Below are 14,518 nucleotides of genomic sequence, written 5' to 3'. Positions count from 1 at the left end.
GTGGGCTTCTCTCTTCTCAACGGTTGGCCACGGGGTACACGCCCTGCGGGCGCCACAGCAGCACGGCCACCATCAGCAGGATGCTCGCGAACTGCGTGAGCGTGGGCAGCAAAAAGCCGATGTAGTTGGTCATGAGCCCCACCAGCAGCGCGCCGATGAGCGCCCCGCCCGTCGAGCCCAGCCCGCCGATGATGATCACGATGAAGATCAGCACGTTGACCTGCGCGCCCATCTGCGGCACCAGGTTCTGCTGGAACAGCCCCCACATCACGCCGCCCAGGCCGGCCAGCGCGCTGCCGACCACGAACACGCCGACGAACAGGCGCCCGATGCGGTAGCCCAGCGACTCGACCATTTCGCGGTCCTGCACGCCGGCGCGAATGAGCAGGCCGATCTTGGTGCGGCCCAGCGTCCAGGCGAGCACGCCGAACACCACCACGCCCACGGCCACCGCCAGCAGGCGGTACTTGCTGATGGCCGCGTCGCCCACCAGCAGCGAGCCGCGCAGCGCCTCGGGCAGCGGCAGCGGAATCTGCGCCGGGCCCCAGATCACCTTGATGAGCTCCTCGCCGATGATCATGCCGCCCATGGTGATGAGGATCTGCTTCAGGTGCTGGCCGTACACCGGCCGCACGATGAAGCGCTCGAACGCCAGGCCCACCGCGCCGGCCACGGCCATCGCCACCAGCATGGCCGGGAACACCGCCACCAGGTTGCGCCACAGCTCGCCCGAGCCGGTCCAGTCGCCCATGAGGCCGAGCACGCTGCTGGCCACGAAGGCGCCCAGCGCGATGAACACACCGTGGCCGAAGTTCAGCACGTCCATCAGGCCGAACACGAGCGTGAGGCCCGAGGCGATGATGAAGATGATCATGCCCATCGCCAGCCCCGCCACGGTGAGCGTGAGCCAGGTGGAGAAAGAGCCGGTCAGCGGCAGCGCGACGAGCGCGAGCACCGGCGCCAGCAGCAGCGGCTTCCAGTCGAAGTCGAGTTTCATAGAGCCAGTCCGAGCAGCGATTGCTGCAGTTGCGCGTCGGCGGAAAACGCCGCCATGGAGCCGCTGTGCACCACGCGGCCGTTGTCCATGACCGCGACGGTGTCGCCCAGGCGTTGGGCGAAGTTGATGTTCTGTTCGACCAGCAGGATGGTCACGCCGCTGCGCTTCAATTCGGCGAAGGCGTCGATCATGTTGTTGATCATCACGGGCGCAAGGCCCTTGCTGGGCTCGTCGATGATGAGCAGCTCGCGCGGCTCCACGATGGCGCGCGACACGGCCAGCATCTGCTTCTGCCCGCCCGAGAGCTTGCCCGCCGGGTGGTTCCAGAACTTCTCGACCGCGGGGAAGAGCTTGAAGATCCACTTCAGGCGCGTGTCGTCGATCTGCTGCGCGTTCTTGGCGCCGCGCGCGGCGAGCAGCATGTTCTCTTTCACCGTGAGGTCGGAGAAGATGCCCATGTTCTCGGGCACGTAGGCAATGCCCAGCCCGGCGATCTGCGGGGTGTTGTGCACGGTGATTTCCTTGTCACCGAAGCGCACCCTGCCCTGCGAAGCATGCCACAGGCCCATGATGGTTCGCAGCGTGGTCGTCTTGCCCGCGCCGTTGCGGCCCAGCAGCATGGTGAGCTGGCCGCGCGGCACGGCGAGGTCGACGCCGTGCAGGATGTGGTACGCCCCGATGTGCGTGTGCACGCCTTCGAGGGTCAGGAGGTTCGGGTTTGTCATCGGTCTTGCTCCTTGGCCACGCCCAGGTAGGCCTCCTGCACCACCGGCGAGGCGATCACCTCCGCCGGTTCGCCGTCGGCCACCAGCGTGCCGTTATGCAGCACGATGATGCGGTCCGCGAGTTCGCGCACCACGTCCATCTTGTGCTCCACCAGCAGGATGGTCTTGGTCTTGTCCTGCTTGAGCTTGCGGATCAGGTCCAGGATGACCGGCGCCTCGGCCGCGTTCATGCCGGCCGTGGGTTCGTCGAACATGAAGACCTTGGGCTCCAGCGCCATCAGCAACGCCACCTCCAGCTTGCGCTGGTCGCCGTGCGGCAGGCTCGCCACGGTGGCGTGCTCGCGCGACTTCAGCGACACGTCGGCCAGGATCTGGTCGGCGCGCTCGGTCAGCGCCTTGTGGTCGCTCCAGATGCTCCACAGGTTCAGCCCGCGCCGGTGCGCGCCCTCGCGCGTGGCCTGCACGGCCAGGCGCACGTTCTCCAGCACCGTGAGGTTGGGGAACAGGTTGGTGAGCTGGAACGCGCGCCCCAGCCCCGCGTGCGTGCGGGCCGACGGCGACAGGCCCGACAGCGGCTGGCCGTCGAGCGACACCGTGCCCGCGCTCGCCTTGAGCTGGCCCGAGATCAGGTTGAAGTAAGTGGTCTTGCCCGCGCCGTTGGGCCCCACGATGGCCGTCAGCGTGCCCGGCGCGAAAGCGCAGCTCACGTTGTTGACGGCCACGTGCCCACCGAAGCGGATGGTCAGATCTCGGGTCTCAAGCATCGTTGTTGGTCATTGCAAATCAGGAATCGAAAAATGGCACGGCGGCCTCAACAGCTGCCGATCACGTAGTAGTTGGGGCCGGTCTGCTTCAGCGTGGTCGTCACGTAGATGTTCCACAGCCCCATGGCCTGGTTCGAGCCGTAGGCATAGGTGATGCCCCACAGCGCGTAGGCGCGCCCCGCCAGCGTATGCGCATAGTTGCTGGCCGTGTAGCAGGTGCCGCCGGTGCCGCCGCCGCCCGCCAGGGTCGTGCCCGTGGCGGCGGCCGACATCGCGCCCTCGGCGTTGCCGGCGTTCAGCGCGGCCACGGTCCAGCTGTAGGTGGTGGACGCGGCCAGGCCGGTGTCGGTGTAGTTGGTGGCAGTGACCGGCGCGGCGTTGACCTTGCTGCCGCCGCGGTACACGTTGTAGCCGCTGGCGCCGCTCACGCCGGCCCAACCGACGACCATGCTGCTGCTGGTCGCGCCCGAGGTGCCCACGCCGGTGGGCGCGGGCAATCCGCTGCCGCCGCTGGAGCCGGTCACGCGGTCGATCATGGCCTTGAACGCCATCATCTGCGGGCCCGACTTCTTGGCGTAGTTGGCGCTGTCGTAGCCCCACCAGTCCCAGCAGCTGTTGGTGGCGGCCGTGCTGGTCTGCGGATAGATGAGGATGATGTTGTTGGTGTCGGCCCAGCGGTTGTAGCCGGTCTTGCGCACGTACTGGTCGCTCACGTCCGAGTAGTTCTGCTTGCAGCCGTGCAGCACCAGGTGCACGCGGCACGAGGTGGTGGTGCAGGCCTGGGGCACGTAGACCCAGCCTGTGGCGGCCATGCCGTGGCCGGAGACGAACTCCGACTGGTTGAACTCGGTGAAGGTGCCGCCCAGCGTACCGTTGTTGCGCGGGTTCAGCGGGCCATACAGCTGGGTGAGGATCTCGCCCGCCAGGTCGAAGCCGCAGTTGTTGATGTAGGGCGCGGCGGTGGTGCTGCAGGCGCTGCCGTAGTCGTCGGTGACCATGGCGTGGCCCGCGCCGATGTTGTTCTTGTAGACGATGTTGGCCGCGGGCACGAAGCTCTGGTAGTAGGTCTTCAGGTCGTTCATCACCGCCTGCGTGACGGTGTTGTCGGAAGTGCCCGAGAACATGTAGACCTTGGAGCCGCTCAGGTTCGACACCGGGTCGATCGCGCCGCTCGCGGCCCAGCTGTTGGTGGTGCTCACGAGCGACGACACCGGAATGCTGCTGCTGTGCGTCATGCAGCGGCCCGTGGCGTTGAGCACCGAGCCCTCGGCGCAATAGAACGGCCCGCCCGCCACCACGCCGGCGCCGCGCTTGAACGTGGCCGAATAGGCCACGTGAAGCTGCACCGCCGCGAAACCGCCGGCCGACAGGCCGGACACGCTCACCTCCGCCAGATTGGCGCCGAGCGCCGGCAGCGGCACCGCCGCCGTCGCGGCATGCGCCGCCACCGTCATCGCCGCGGCCGCGGCAAGTCCCTTCCAGTTCCATCGCATCGCTGGCATCGCTGTCTCCTAAATGTTGTGGGTATCGAACGCTTGCTTGCTGACGAATCAGGCCGTGGAGCGCGCCATGCGCCGCGCCTTTTAGAAAAAGGCGCAGGCTGGCGCTTCGCCCGGCGGCCGTCCGGGGCGAAAAGGCAGCGGCGCCTTGTGCGCGCCGCGGGGTTCAGGTGACGATCGGCGCCGTGCTCAGCGCTTGTTCTTGATCGGGATGTTCATCTCTTCAGGCTTGATCTCGTGCACCAGCTCGGGCACGCCCCAGGCGAACGCCGGGTCGACCTTGATCTTGAAGTGGTACATCGACTGCATGGCCTGGTGGTCTTCCTTGCGGAAGGTCATCTTGCCCTTGGGCGTGTCGAAGCTCATGCCTTCCATGGTGCTGATGAGCTTGTTGGTGTTGGTATCCCCGCCCGTCTTCTTGAGCGCCGTCACCACCGCCATCGCGGCCGAGAAACCGCCGGCCGTGAAGAAGTCCGGCGGCGACTTGAATTCCTTGTAGTGGGCCGACACCATCGCGTCGTTCACCGGGTTCTTCGGAATGCCGAAGTAGTAGTACGCCGCGCCTTCCATGCCCGGCAGCGCCTTGTACGCGGCCATGGCCGGCAGGATGTTGCCGCCGGTGGCGATCTCGATGCCGTAGCGCTTCAGGTCGAGGTCGACGATCTTGAAGGGGTTGCCCGCGCCGGCCCAGACGATCCAGATGATCTTGCGGCCCGGCTGGTCTTTCAGCTTGTCGATCAGGCGCTGCGCGCCGGCCGTGAAGTCGGTGGTGGCGGGCGGCAGGTACTCTTCATGGACCAGCTTGGCTTTCTTCAGCGCGCTGCCGAAGGCCTTCACGCCGTCGCGGCCGAAGGCGTTGTCTTGTGCCAGCGTGGCCACGGTCACGCCGGCCTTGTCGACGGCCACGGCGTGGAGATCGCGTCCTGGCTCGAATTGCGGCCGGTGCGGAAGATGTACTTGTTCCACTTGTCGCCGGTGATCGAGTCGGCCACGGCGGGCTCGACCAGCAGGATCTTCTTGTATTCCTCGGCCACGGGCAGCATGGCCAGCGCCACGCCCGAAGCGGTCGGGCCGACGGCCAGCGCGGCCTTGTCGTCCGAGTAGGCGGCCGCCAGCAGCGACTTGCCCAGGTCGGGCTTGCCCTGGTCGTCCTTCTCGATGACCACCAGCTTCTTGCCGTTGACCATCATCGTGCCTTCGGTGGCGTAGTTCAGGCCCATCATCAAGCCGGTCTGGGTCTGCTTGCCGTAGGCCTCCAGCGCGCCGGTCTTGCTGTAGATGTGGGCGATGCGGATTTCGTTGGACTGGGCCCAGGCGGGAACGGCGGCGGCGCAAGTGGCGAGCGCGGCCAGCGCGACGAGGTGACGACGGTTCATTCTTTGTCTCCTGAAAATGGTGACTGAATATTGCACAGTTCGTGCCATTCTCTAAGCCATTGATAACAAACGTTTCTTCATTCGGGAAGAACGCCGTTCGACTGGATTCAGAACACTGAGACCGCCTGATTTCCAGACAAGTGTTTATTTATCAGTCAGGGTTTTCGCGGAGGCTTGGCGCTCCGCGATCCACTGCTTGAACTGCCGCTCGGCCTGCATGCGGAACTCGTTGCGCGCATGGTTGCAGGCGGCATGCGCGAGCCGCCGGTGTTTGGACGAGCGCACGCCACCGAAGGTGGAATCGACGAGGTGCTCGATGGTGGCGGACTCGGGGCGGCCGACGGGCTCGCTGAAATCCATCGGCAGGCCGCACCAATGGCAGTTGGGGCCGAAGGTGGAGCGCAGGGCGCGCACGCTCACAGGTTTGCCAGCTCCAGGACTTCCTGCCCCATCAGCACGCAGCTCTTGTCCATGGGGTAGTAGATCAGCCGCATCCGGTAGTTGCCCTTGTAGATCGAGCCCCAGACCTCCAGCACCTGGAACTGCTGCTTCTTGTTGGCCGGGTTGCGCAGGGGCGCCAGCACCTTGACCTCGGGTTCGATCTGGATGCGGTCGTCCTCCCCGAAGTGAAAGACCAGGAGCTTCTTCGCCTGCACCACGGCTTCGGGCGCGCATTGCGGCGGTGCGGCACTGGCCGTGCCGGCGGCGGCACAGAGGATGGAACAGGCGGCGATGCGGGCGAGAGCCTTCATGGGTCGTGGGGTCGGGTTGGGTTCAGGGGCGCGAGTATCGCTCGGCCTAGTGCACTTGCAGGCAGGGGGCAGCGTCACGCCGACCGCTCCTGGCTCGTCATCCGCTCGTACAGCGTCGCCCGCGAAATGCCGAGCAGCCGCGACGTCGCCAGCTTGTTCCCGCCCGTCGATGCCAGCGCCGCCGCAATCGCCTTGCGCTCCAGTTCCGCCACCTGCTGCGCCAGCGGCCGCAGCAGCGCCGCCTGCTCATCCGCATCGTGCGCGTTCTGCAAGGTCGCGGGCAGCTCGATCTGCTCCAGCCCCGCCTCGCGCAGGATGCGCTCCAGCTGCACCGCGTCAATGCGTTGCGAGTCGCTGCGCATGGTCACCTGCTCCAGCACGTTGCGCAGCTCGCGGATGTTGCCGCGCCAATGCTGGCCGGCCAGCAGCGCGAGCGCGTCGGGCGTGAGTTCGGGCGGCGCCTCGCCGCTGCGCAGCGCCATGTCTTCGCCCAACGCCTCGACCAGCGCGGGAATGTCGGCACGCCGCTCGCGCAGCGGCGGCACGCGCAGCGGCAGCACGTTGAGACGGTAATACAGGTCTTCGCGAAACTGCCCGCGCCGCACCAGCTCCGGCAGGTCGCGCGACGTGGCAGCGATCACGCGCGCGTCGAAGGGCACGAGCTTGTTCGAGCCCAGCGGCTCGATCTCGCCCTCCTGCACGCGCGCAGCAACTTGGCCTGCAGGCCCAGCGGCATGTCGCCGATCTCGTCGAGGAACAGGCTGCCGCCGTCGGCCAGCTTGAACTTGCCCTCGCGGCCCTTGCGGTCGGCGCCGGTGAAGGCGCCGGGCGCGAAGCCGAAGAACTCGGCCTCGAGCAGCGTGTCGGGCACGGCCGCGATGTTGACGCTGACGAACTGCCCCTTGGCGCGCGCCGACGATGCATGGATGGCATGCGCCAGCAGTTCCTTGCCCGTGCCCGTCTCGCCCAGCAGCAGCACCGGGCTGGCCGACTGCGCCGCGCGGCGCGCGTGGCGCTTGACCTCCACCGCCGCCGGGCTGCTGCCGATGAAGCTGGCGAAGGTGTACTTGGAGCGCCGCTGCCCGTCGGCCGCATGCTGGTACAGCGGGTTGTTGCGCTGGCTCGCGAGTTCGCGCCGCGCGTCGTCCAGGTCGCGCTGCAGCAGCGCGAACTTGCTGATGAGCGGCTGCAGCGTGGTCTCGGGCTGGTCGAACAGCACGATGCCGATGGCGCCGATCACCTCGCCCATGCCGCCCATGCCGGCCTCGCCGCCCCCGCGCTCTTCGCGCAGCGGAATGCGGCTGACCACGAAGGTGCCGGCCTTGTTGGTCAGCAGGTCGATCAGGATGGGTTCGCCGGTTTCGAGCACGCGGCGCATCTGCGTGTTCGGAATCACGTCTTCCACCATGTGCCCCATGAACTGGTCGATCGACGAAAAACCCAGCGCCGGCAGAAAGCGCCGGTAGCCCTCGTTGACCCACACGATGCGCCCGCCCCGGTCGACCAGGAACATGCCCTGGCTGATGCTTGAAAACAAATGAAACATCGAGCGCGCGGCCAGCGCGAGGATGCCCTCGGCGTCGAGCGGCAATGTGGTCGGTACGGAAGGAGCAGCAGGCATGGCGGGATCGTAGCGCGCATCGATTCGCAACCGGTCCGGCAGCGATTTCCTTCAGGAAATGCTCAGGCTGCGTAAGAGAAGGAAAGTCCTTCAGCAAACCTTAAGTTAATCAATCGTTTGATTTTGTACGTGGTCTAATACGCCGCATGAACGCGAAGAAAGCCACCACCCAGGCCCCGCGCCGCGCACCGCGCAGCGACGGCGCCGAGGCACGCCACCGGCTGCTTCACACCGCGCTGCGGCTGTTCGCGCAAAAGGCTACGCCAAGACCTCGACCCGCGAGATCGCCCGCGAGGCCGAGGTCAACATCTCGGCCATCAGCTACTACTTCGGCGACAAGGAAGGCCTGTACGCGGCCACCTTCTCCGAGCCCATGGGGGCGGACTCCGCCGACCTCGTGGCCGCCTGCAACGTGCCGGGCCAGTCGCTTCAAGACACGCTGCGCATCTGCATGGTGTCGATGATCGACCCGCTCAAGCAGGGCGAGATCGTGCGGCAATGCATCCAGCTGCACATGCGCGAAATGCTCGAGCCCAGCAGCCGCTGGGCCAAGGAGCTCGAGCACGACATCAAGGGCCCGCACCGCGCCATCGCCGAGCTGCTGTGCCGCCACCTGGAAATCGACCGGGCCGACGACGACATCCACCGCCTGACGTTTGCGATCACCGGGCTGTCGATGCAGCTCTACGTGAGCCAGGACTTCATCGAGGCCATCCGTCCCTCGCTGCTGCGCACGGCGCGCGGCATCGACACCTGGGCCGACCGCCTGACCGGCTATGCCATGGCGCTGGTCGAGGCCGAGGCGGTGCGCCGCCGCGCCGAGAGAAAGCTGAAGAAATGAGAAGACTCCGACTGATTGCCACCCTGTGCCTGCCGCTGGGCTTCGGCCTCGGCCTTTCGGGCTGCGCGCTGACGCGCCCGCCGTCGCAGGTCGAGGCGCCCTTCCCCGCGCAATGGCATGCGCCCCTGCCCCACGGCGGCTCGCTTGCGTCGCTGGCCGACTGGTGGCGCCAGCTCGACGACCCGCTGCTGGTCGAGCTGATCGCCGCCGCCGAAGCCGCGAGCCCCAACGTCGCGAGCGCCGCCGCGCGCGTGGCCGAGGCGCGCTTCACGCGCGTGCAGACAGGCGCGGCGTTGCTGCCGAGCCTGGACGGCACGGCCTCGGCGAGCCGGGGCACCTCGGGCTTTGCTTCGGCGCCCACCAGCGGTGGATCCGGCGCGTCCGGAGGCAGCGGCAACAGCAGCGGCACCGCATCGGCCAGCACGCCCATCACCACGCTGCAGGCCGGCCTGCAATCAAAGTGGGAGGTCGACCTGTTCGGCCGCCTGCGCGCCGACCGTGACGCCGCCGAGGCCAAGCAGAACAGCGCCAACGCCAAGTGGCACGACGCCCGCGTGGCGGTGGCGGCCGAAACGGCCAACGCCTATTTCGCCGAGCGCGCCTGCCAGCAGCAGCTGCGCGTGGCCGAGTCCGACACGCGCTCGCGCGCCGAGACCTCGCGGCTCAACGACCTGTCGATGCGCGCCGGTTTCACCGCCCCCGCCGAAGCCGCGCTGGCCCGCGCCAGCGCCGCCGACGCCTCGGGCCGCCTGACCCAGCAGCGCGCGCAGTGCGCGGTGCAGCGCAAGGCGCTGGTGGCGCTCAGCGGCATCGACGAGACCACGCTCGAACAGAAGCTCGCCGCCGCGGCCACGCAGCGCCCGCTGCCGGCCGTGGGTGCCATCGCCAGCGTGCCGGCCGAAGCGATTTCGCAGCGGCCCGACGTGTACGCGGCCGAGCTGGGCGTGGCCTCGGCCAGCGCCGACGTGGGCTCGGCCGAAGCCGAGCGCTACCCCAAGCTCACCATCTCGGGCTCGATCGGCCGCACGCAGTACCGCACCTCGGGCTTCAAGCAGTCGCTGGAGACCTGGACCGTGGGCCCGGTGTCGCTCACCGTGCCGCTGCTCGACGGCGGCTCGCGCCAGGCCAATGCCGACGCGGCCAAGGCCCGCTACACCGAGGCCGTGTCGATCTACCGCGCCAACGTGCGCCAGGCGGTGCGCGAGGTCGAGGAGGCGCTCGTCAACCTCGACGCCACCGACGCCCGCGCCACCGACGCCGACACGGCGGTGAAGAACTACCAGGCCTCCTTCGACGCCACGCAGGCCCGCTACAGCAGCGGCCTGGCCAGCCTGTTCGAGCTGGAGGATTCGCGCCGCACGCTGTTCTCGGCGCAAACCGCGCGCGTGTCGCTGCAGCGCGAGCGCACCGAAGCCTGGGTGGCGCTGTACCGCTCGATGGGCGGCGGCTGGAGCCGGCCCGCCCCGTCCTCCGAAGCGCTTTCCGAATCGTCCCCAATGACCACCACACCGGCCGCCAAGGTCGCGACGTCGCCATGAAAACAATGAAGCGTTCCACCCTCGTCATCGCGCTGGTCGCGCTGGCCGTCGTCATCGCGGCCGCCGTGTTCATGACGCGCAAGCCCGCCGACAAGGCCGCGGCCGCCGCCACGGCCGGCAAGACCAAAGACGGCGCCCCCGCGCCCAAGCCGGCGCTCACCGTGACCGTCGCCAGGCCCGAGGCCACCGAGCTCACGGTCACGCTCGCGGCCAACGGCAACGTGGCCGCCTGGCAGGAGGCCGTGGTCGGCTCCGAGTCGAACGGGCTCAAGCTGGCCGAAGTGCGCGTGAACGTGGGCGACGTGGTCAAGAAGGGCCAGGTGCTGGCCGTGTTCTCGCCCGAGACGGTGCGCGCCGACATCGCGCAGTCGCGCGCCTCGCTGGCCGAAGCCCGCGCCACCGCCGCCGACGCGGCCGGCAACGCCGCGCGCGCCCGCACGCTGCAGGCCACCGGCGCGCTGAGCCAGCAGCAGATCAACCAGTACCAGACCACCGAGCAGACCGCCAAGGCGCGCGTCGAGGCGGCCGAGGCCGTGCTGGCCGCGCAGGAAGTACGCGGGCGCAACACGCAGGTGCTGGCGCCCGACGACGGCGTGATCTCGGCGCGCACCGCCACCGTGGGCAGCGTGGTGTCCGCCGGCACCGAGCTGTTCCGCCTGATCCGCCAGGGCCGCCTCGAATGGCGCGCCGAAGTCACCTCGGCCGAGCTGGGCCGCATCTCGGTCGGCACCACCGCCTTCGTGGTCAGCGCCAGCGGCGCGCAGGTGCGCGGCAAAGTGCGCAGCATCGCGCCCACGGTCGATCCGCAGACGCGCGCGGCGCTCGTGTATGTCGACCTGCCCAACGTGCAGCAGAACACCGGCATCAAGGCCGGCATGTTCGCGCGCGGCGACTTCGAACTGGGCCGCAGCTCGGCGCCCACGGTGCCGCAAAGCGCCATCGTGCCGCGCGACGGCTTCAACAACGTCTTCCTGCTCAAGCCCGACAACCACGTGTCGCAGCTGAAGGTGCAGGTCGGCCGGCGCCTGAACGACCGCATCGAGATCACCAGCGCACTGCCCGAAGGCGCGCGCGTGGTGGTGCAAGGCGCGGGCTTCCTCAACGACGGCGACCTGGTGCGCGTGGTCGACACGCCGGCCCCGACCCCGGCTCCCGCTGCCGTGCCCGCTCCCGCAGCGGCCGCCGCGGCCAAGTAAGCAGAAACAAAGGACTCGCCCATGAACGTTTCCGCCTGGTCCATACGCAACCCGATTCCGGCGGTGATGCTGTTCGTGCTGCTCACCTTCGGTGGGTTGCTGTCGTTCAACGCGATGAAGGTGCAGAACTTTCCGGACATCGACCTGCCGACCGTGACGGTCTCGGTGTCGCTGCCCGGCGCCGCGCCTTCGCAGCTGGAGACCGACGTCGCGCGCAAGCTCGAGAACTCCATCGCCACCGTGCAGGGCCTGAAGCACATCACCACCAAGGTGCAGGACGGCGCCGCCACGCTGATCGTCGAGTTCCGGCTCGAGAAGCCCGTGCAGGAAGCCGTGGACGACGTGCGCTCCGCGGTGCAGCGCGTGCGCGCCGACCTGCCGGCCGACGTGCGCGACCCGGTCGTCACCAAGCTCGACTTCGCGGCGCAGCCGGTGCTGGCCTTCACCATCGCCTCCTCGCAGATGGACGGCGAGGCGCTGAGCTGGTTCGTCGACAACGACATCACCAAGAAGCTGCTCGCGCTGCCCGGCGTGGGCGCGGTGAACCGCGTGGGCGGCGTCACGCGGCAGGTGCACGTCGACCTCGACCCGGCCCGGCTGCAGGCGCTGGGCGCATCGGCGGGCGACATCTCGCGCCAGTTGCGCCAGGTGCAGACCGAGAGCGCGGGCGGCCGCTTCGACCTGGGCGGCAGCGAACAGCCGGTGCGCACCATGGCCACCGTGCAGTCGGCCGACCAGCTCGCCGACATGCAGATCGCGCTGAGCGACGGCCGGCGCATCCGCCTGGACCAGGTGGCGCGCATCAGCGACACCATCGCCGAGCCGCGCGCGGCCGCGCTGCTCAACGGCAAGCCGGTGGTGGGCTTCGAGGTGGCCCGCAGCCGCGGCGCCAGCGAGGTGGAAGTGGGCCACGCGGTGCAGAAAGCGCTGGCCGACATGCGCGCGCAGCGGCCCGACATCGAGCTGACCGAGGCCTTCAACTTCGTCGACCCGGTGGAAGAGGAATACAACGGCTCGCTGCACCTGCTGTACGAAGGCGCCATCCTGGCCGTCATCGTGGTGTGGCTCTTCTTGCGTGACTGGCGCGCCACCTTCGTGTCGGCCGTGGCGCTGCCGATGTCGGTGATTCCGGCCTTCATCGGCATGCACCTGCTGGGCTTCTCGGTCAACGTGATCTCGCTGCTGGCGCTGTCGCTGGTGGTCGGCATATTGGTGGACGACGCCATCGTGGAGGTCGAGAACATCGTGCGCCACCTGCGCATGGGCAAGACGCCCTACCAGGCGGCCATGGAGGCGGCCGACGAAATCGGCCTGGCGGTGATCGCCACCACCTTCACGCTGATCGCGGTGTTCCTGCCCACGGCCTTCATGAGCGGCGTGGCCGGCAAGTTCTTCAAGCAGTTCGGCTGGACGGCGTCGCTCGCGGTGTTCGCCTCGCTGGTGGTGGCGCGGGTGCTCACGCCCATGATGGCGGCCTACATCCTCAAGCCCATCGTCACGCAGGAAACCGAGCCCGGCTGGCTGCGCTGGTACATGCGCGCGGTGACGTGGAGCACGCACAACCGGTTCAAGACGATGGTGCTGGCCACCCTCTTCTTCTTCGGTTCGCTGGCGATGATTCCGCTGCTGAAGACCGGCTTCATTCCGCCGGACGACAACTCGCAGACGCAGGTGTACCTGTCGCTCGCACCGGGCTCCACGCTCGCGCAGACCACGGCGGCGTCGGAAGAAACGCGCCGCCGCGTGATGCAGATCCCGCATGTGAAGAGCGTCTACACCACGGTGGCGGGCGGCAGCGCGGGCGGCGACCCGTTCGCCAACTTCGGCACGCCCGAGACGCGCAAGGCAACGCTCACCATCAAGCTCGACCCGCGCGCGACCGGCCGCGCAAGCAGGTGATCGAGAACCAGATCCGCGCCGCGCTCGAAACCCTGCCCGGCGTGCGCAGCACGGTGGGCCTGGGCGGCTCGGGCGAGAAGTACATCCTGGCGCTCACCGGCGAAGACCCGGTGGCGCTGGCCAGCGCCGCGAGCGCGGTCGAGCGCGACCTGCGCACCATTCCCGGCCTGGGCAACATCACCTCGACCGCGAGCCTGATCCGCCCCGAGATCGCCGTGCGCCCCGACTTCGCGCGCGCCGCCGACCTGGGCGTGACCAGCTCGGCCATCGCCGAGACCCTGCGCGTGGCCACGCTGGGCGACTACGACCAGTCGCTCGCCAAGCTCAACCTCGCGCAGCGGCAGGTGCCCATCGTGGTGAAGCTGCAAGACTCGGCACGGCAAGACCTCGACCTGCTCGGCCGCCTGTCGGTGCCCGGCGCGCGCGGCCCGGTGATGCTGAACCAGGTGGCCTCGCTGACCATGGAAGGCGGGCCGGCCGTGATCGACCGCTACGACCGCTCGCGCAACGTCAACTTCGAGATCGAGCTGTCGAGCGTGGGCCTGGGCGACGCCAAGACCGCGGTGACCAAGCTGCCGTCGATCCAGAAGCTGCCGCCGGGCGTGCGCATCGCCGAAGTGGGCGACGCCGAGGTGATGACCGAGCTGTTCGCAAGCTTCGGCCTGGCCATGCTCACGGGCGTGCTGTGCATCTACATCGTGCTGGTGCTGCTGTTCAAGGACTTCCTGCACCCGGTGACGATTCTGTGCGCGCTGCCGCTGGCGCTGGGCGGTGCCTTCGTGGGCCTGCTGATCGGGCAGAAGGCGCTGTCGATGCCTTCGCTCATCGGCCTGATCATGCTGATGGGCATTGCCACGAAGAACTCGATTCTTCTGGTGGAGTACGCCATCGTGGCGCGCCGCGACCACGGCATGAGCCGCTGGGACGCGCTGCGCGACGCCTGCCACAAGCGCGCGCGGCCCATCATCATGACCACGCTGGCCATGGGCGCGGGCATGCTGCCGATCGCGGTCGGTTTCGGCGCGGCCGACTCGAGCTTCCGCTCGCCGATGGCGATGGCGGTGATCGGCGGGTTGATCACCTCGACCGTGCTGAGCCTGCTGGTGGTGCCGGCCGTATTCACCTACGTGGACGACATCGAGCACTGGATCCGGCGCACGGTGCGCAAGCTGCGCGGGCAGCCGGCGGACCCGCACATCGACGACGACCTGGCCGAGACGCCCGCCGCAGGACGATAGGCCTTCAGGCGTGAAACGAAAAAAGCTGCGGCAATGCCGCAGCTTTTTTTTATTGCGCTCGGGGACCGCCCG

9 protein-coding genes and 3 pseudogenes are annotated in these 14,518 nt (G+C 68.4%); 4 read left to right on the top strand and 8 right to left on the bottom strand.

Going from position 1 to position 14,518, the window contains the following annotated elements:
• Positions 1-16: 16 nt before the first annotated feature.
• The 8 genes and pseudogenes from BMG07_RS12235 to BMG07_RS12200 form a co-directional block, all read right to left on the bottom strand.
• Positions 17-997 (bottom strand): branched-chain amino acid ABC transporter permease, encoded by a 981-nt coding sequence (locus BMG07_RS12235; RefSeq protein ID WP_198084796.1) that lies wholly within the window; start codon positions 995-997, stop codon positions 17-19.
• Positions 994-1,722 (bottom strand): ABC transporter ATP-binding protein, encoded by a 729-nt coding sequence (locus BMG07_RS12230; RefSeq protein ID WP_198084795.1) that lies wholly within the window; start codon positions 1,720-1,722, stop codon positions 994-996. Before BMG07_RS12230 ends, BMG07_RS12235 begins: the two co-directional genes overlap by 4 nt.
• Positions 1,719-2,486, bottom strand: coding sequence for an ABC transporter ATP-binding protein (locus BMG07_RS12225; protein WP_198084794.1), 768 nt, complete (start codon positions 2,484-2,486; stop codon positions 1,719-1,721). The genes BMG07_RS12230 and BMG07_RS12225 overlap by 4 nt, the downstream gene beginning before the upstream one ends.
• Before the next feature lie 47 nt (positions 2,487-2,533).
• Positions 2,534-3,988: a fibronectin type III domain-containing protein gene (locus BMG07_RS12220; RefSeq protein WP_198084793.1), complete on the bottom strand. Its 1,455-nt coding sequence runs from the start codon at positions 3,986-3,988 to the stop codon at positions 2,534-2,536.
• Between the two features lie 186 nt (positions 3,989-4,174).
• Positions 4,175-5,361, bottom strand: a pseudogene (locus BMG07_RS12215) (substrate-binding domain-containing protein).
• A 144-nt stretch (positions 5,362-5,505) separates the two neighbouring features.
• Positions 5,506-5,775, bottom strand: a complete 270-nt coding sequence (locus BMG07_RS12210) for a hypothetical protein (RefSeq protein WP_307866940.1) — start codon at positions 5,773-5,775, stop codon at positions 5,506-5,508.
• A gap of 2 nt (positions 5,776-5,777) precedes the next feature.
• A complete protein-coding gene (locus BMG07_RS12205) occupies positions 5,778-6,113 on the bottom strand; it encodes a hypothetical protein (protein WP_198084791.1) in 336 nt (111 codons plus the stop codon).
• Between the two features lie 74 nt (positions 6,114-6,187).
• Positions 6,188-7,734 (bottom strand): annotated as a pseudogene (locus BMG07_RS12200) (sigma-54 interaction domain-containing protein).
• A 373-nt stretch (positions 7,735-8,107) separates the two neighbouring features.
• On the opposite strand from BMG07_RS12200, the gene BMG07_RS12195 reads away from it, so the two are divergent.
• The 4 genes and pseudogenes from BMG07_RS12195 (at position 8,108) to BMG07_RS12180 (ending at position 14,446) form a co-directional block, all read left to right on the top strand.
• Positions 8,108-8,575, top strand: coding sequence for a CerR family C-terminal domain-containing protein (locus BMG07_RS12195; RefSeq protein ID WP_269758884.1), 468 nt, complete (start codon positions 8,108-8,110; stop codon positions 8,573-8,575).
• Complete coding sequence (locus BMG07_RS12190; protein ID WP_198084790.1) at positions 8,572-10,113, top strand: efflux transporter outer membrane subunit; 1,542 nt, start codon at positions 8,572-8,574, stop codon at positions 10,111-10,113. Before BMG07_RS12195 ends, BMG07_RS12190 begins: the two co-directional genes overlap by 4 nt.
• Positions 10,110-11,309, top strand: coding sequence for an efflux RND transporter periplasmic adaptor subunit (locus BMG07_RS12185; RefSeq protein WP_198084789.1), 1,200 nt, complete (start codon positions 10,110-10,112; stop codon positions 11,307-11,309). Before BMG07_RS12190 ends, BMG07_RS12185 begins: the two co-directional genes overlap by 4 nt.
• 21 nt (positions 11,310-11,330) lie before the next feature.
• Positions 11,331-14,446 (top strand): annotated as a pseudogene (locus BMG07_RS12180) (efflux RND transporter permease subunit).
• The last annotated feature ends 72 nt before the right edge of the window (positions 14,447-14,518 follow it).

Source organism: Variovorax sp. E3 (assembly GCF_016082275.1).
Taxonomy (GTDB): domain Bacteria; phylum Pseudomonadota; class Gammaproteobacteria; order Burkholderiales; family Burkholderiaceae_C; genus Variovorax.
This window is presented reverse-complemented; position numbering and strand designations above follow the sequence as displayed.

Bases quoted from the DNA above. Each gene is read 5' to 3' on its own strand.
- BMG07_RS12190 (WP_198084790.1), top strand. From the start codon at position 8,572: ATGAGAAGACTCCGACTGATTGCCACCCTGTGCCTGCCGCTGGGCTTC.
- BMG07_RS12195 (WP_269758884.1), top strand. From the start codon at position 8,108: ATGGGGGCGGACTCCGCCGACCTCGTGGCCGCCTGCAACGTGCCGGGC.
- BMG07_RS12205 (WP_198084791.1), bottom strand. From the start codon at position 6,113: ATGAAGGCTCTCGCCCGCATCGCCGCCTGTTCCATCCTCTGTGCCGCC.
- BMG07_RS12235 (WP_198084796.1), bottom strand. From the start codon at position 997: ATGAAACTCGACTTCGACTGGAAGCCGCTGCTGCTGGCGCCGGTGCTC.
- BMG07_RS12220 (WP_198084793.1), bottom strand. From the start codon at position 3,988: ATGCCAGCGATGCGATGGAACTGGAAGGGACTTGCCGCGGCCGCGGCG.
- BMG07_RS12185 (WP_198084789.1), top strand. From the start codon at position 10,110: ATGAAAACAATGAAGCGTTCCACCCTCGTCATCGCGCTGGTCGCGCTG.
- BMG07_RS12225 (WP_198084794.1), bottom strand. From the start codon at position 2,486: ATGCTTGAGACCCGAGATCTGACCATCCGCTTCGGTGGGCACGTGGCC.
- BMG07_RS12230 (WP_198084795.1), bottom strand. From the start codon at position 1,722: ATGACAAACCCGAACCTCCTGACCCTCGAAGGCGTGCACACGCACATC.